At 61.1% G+C, this 2,528-nt stretch carries 2 protein-coding genes; both read left to right on the forward strand.

Features of this window, described 5'->3' with window-relative positions; genetic code table 11:
• Positions 1-142 precede the first annotated feature (142 nt).
• The gene (locus tag AC630_RS39660; RefSeq protein ID WP_074123780.1) at positions 143-508 is read left to right on the forward strand and encodes a transposase; all 366 of its coding nucleotides are present in this window, start codon (positions 143-145) and stop codon (positions 506-508) included.
• Positions 509-685: 177 nt separating this feature from the next.
• The gene (locus tag AC630_RS48565; protein WP_502691590.1) at positions 686-1,249 is read left to right on the forward strand and encodes a hypothetical protein; all 564 of its coding nucleotides are present in this window, start codon (positions 686-688) and stop codon (positions 1,247-1,249) included.
• Positions 1,250-2,528 lie beyond the last annotated feature (1,279 nt).

The following is a 2,528-nucleotide window of genomic DNA, read 5'->3' on the forward strand; positions in this document are numbered from 1 at the left end:
CAATTATCGGTTCTGCATGCGGCCCTTCAAGCTCACCACAAGCCCGTTGTCCACGTCACGAGGGCCGCGTAACATTCATTCCGGCAACGTCGGCCCGACGTAGTTCAACAGCAGTCGGGACATTCCCGGCAAGGTCCTACGCTTGCGCCAAAGACGTCACCGCGGCCGCGAGTTCATCGAATTCCTCAAACTGATCGGTGCCGCCTATCCGGCCGGCACCGCGATCAAGTTAATCCTCGACAATCATTCCGCACACATCTCGAAAGAAACCAGAGCGTGGCTCGATACCCAACCGGCAGGCCGCTTCGAGTTCACGTTCACGCCCAAGGACGGCTCCTGGCTCAACCTCATCGAGGGCTTCTTCTCCAAATTCGCCCGCTCCGTCCTGCGCCACATCCGAGTGACCTCAAAATACGAACTCAAGGAGCGCATCATGGCCGGCATCGACGACATCAATCGGTATCCAGTCATCCACACCTGGTCCTACAAGCTCGCGGAATTCGCCTGATATGATTCGAACCACGAAAACGCAGACTTAGCACCATGCCAGCGACCGCGGCGACGTTCGCGAAGACGCTCGGCAGGACGGTGACGGCCGGCGAGCCGCGTGCCACGCACCACGCACCGGCGAACTCGTCGGCCCTATAAGACCAGGGTTCGTATGCCGTCCAAGCTCGACCCACATATGGCCACGATCGAAGGCTGGCTGTCAGAGCAGCCGCAGCTGACCGCGCTCGCAATCGTCGGCCGACTGAGCGAGAAATACCCAGAGAAGTTCGGGACGAGGCAGCATTCGATCGTGCAGCGCCAGCTGAGGGCACTTAGACGGAAGACGGCCGAGCAGTTGCTCGCGGAGGAGCCGTTTGCGGACGCCACGACCGCTGCCCCATTGCCCGGGGTTGTGGACGGCTCGGGCTATGAAGGGGCCCGACCCGCCCACAGCCCCTCTCGTCGAGCAAGCCGGAAGGCCCACTTGACGCGGTCAATCACTCCACATCGGATCGCCATCGGCAATGGCACCATCAGGGTAACATTCGCAGATGGGGCAATACGAGGGGTCTCATTCCAACGCCGATTGACACGCAGGCCGCAGCGCGTCGGTACACACGCGCGAGATCGTCGGAATTCGCAGTTTCGCTGCCATGGGATGTTGGGCGCATCGACAACGAAGAACTCGGACTGGCATGACGTGAGCCGAGGGACCCCCAACCCAAGCGCGTTCTTCAGTCATGTTGAGGGTGATAGATGAGATAAACGACGTGGCCGGATCCCAAGATCGCGTTACTTTGCCTGCTCCTCAACTCGGCCGTGTAGAGCTCACCGCTTATGGTGAACTGTATGCGCCGGTTTTGCGGGGTCGGAAGTAGGTTCCACGTTTTCAGTATGTACATCATGCCGCTGTGCGAGACCTCTCGGCCCTGGCCTTGATTGTCCCAGCGGCTGTGGCTCCAACCATCGCCGAGAAAAGGTCCGATATCCGGTAACTCCGCTCGGCGGCGAAAGGCCCCTGATGATCCGGGGGACGACGAGCCGGCGCCCCGCACCGCCTGAGCATGGCCACGCAACTCGGACCGTGTGATTGGATTGAGATCAACCAATGATTCAACACTGCCATAAACGTCTGAGGGAGCGCTGGCTGACGACGATGACGCAGGCTCGTGGAGCGGCTGACGGGATAGCCGGACTTCACTCATCTGGCTAGCCCGCGGATGATGGATGAGTTGAACGTCCCTGCGTCCTCCCCGCCCCAACGTAGCCGAATAAAGCTGACTCTCGATGGTGAACAGTGCTGGGCCGAACTGATTCGGCAAGAGACCGACGTTACCGAGTATGTCGATCAGGGCATCCGAGGCAGGTTGGGAACGATGGCGCCAGTTGTCGACCATATATCCGATTTCCGGTATCTCCTGAGGGGGCACTGATGACCCGATGAACGACTGTGGTCTGGCGATAGCACGCGCCGGCGCAGAGCGCGCATACTCACGCAACTCAGACACTGTGGGCGCATTCGGATGACGCACTGGCTCAAGGCCGCCGTAGATGTTTGACGGCGCAGCCCTGGCAGACGACGATGGCTCGGGTTGTTGCTCCTGTTCCCTAAGCCAGTCCCAATAGCTGGGCCGCGAGCCACGATACGGCGTGGACGACGGCGGAACGGGTTCTTGCATCTGCTCCCAAGCTCCCGTGCTCGGGGTAGCCGGCGCTGCCGGAAGCTCCTGAAACGAGCCCGGCTGCCGGGCACCATGTGGCGTTGACGATGATGGAGTGGGTTCTTGCATCGTCTCCCTAAACCAATCCCACGCTCCCGCGCTCGGGGTGGCTGGCGTTGCCGGAAGCTCCTGATACGAGCTGGGCTGCAGGCCACGGTGTGGTGTGGACGATGGAGCGGGTTCTTCCATCACTTCCCTAAACCGATCCCACGTTCCGGCACTCGGGGTAGCCGGCGTTGCCGGAAGCTCCTGAAACGAGCCCGGCTGCGGGTCAGGGTGTGGTGTGGACGGTGATGGAGCTGGTTCTTGCATCTGCTC

Source organism: Bradyrhizobium sp. AS23.2 (genome assembly GCF_001908185.1).
GTDB lineage: Bacteria > Pseudomonadota > Alphaproteobacteria > Rhizobiales > Xanthobacteraceae > Bradyrhizobium.

What these genes read in the sequence shown, in the direction of transcription:
- AC630_RS48565 (WP_502691590.1), top strand. Translation starts at nt 686, where the DNA reads ATGGCCACGATCGAAGGCTGGCTGTCAGAGCAGCCGCAGCTGACCGCG.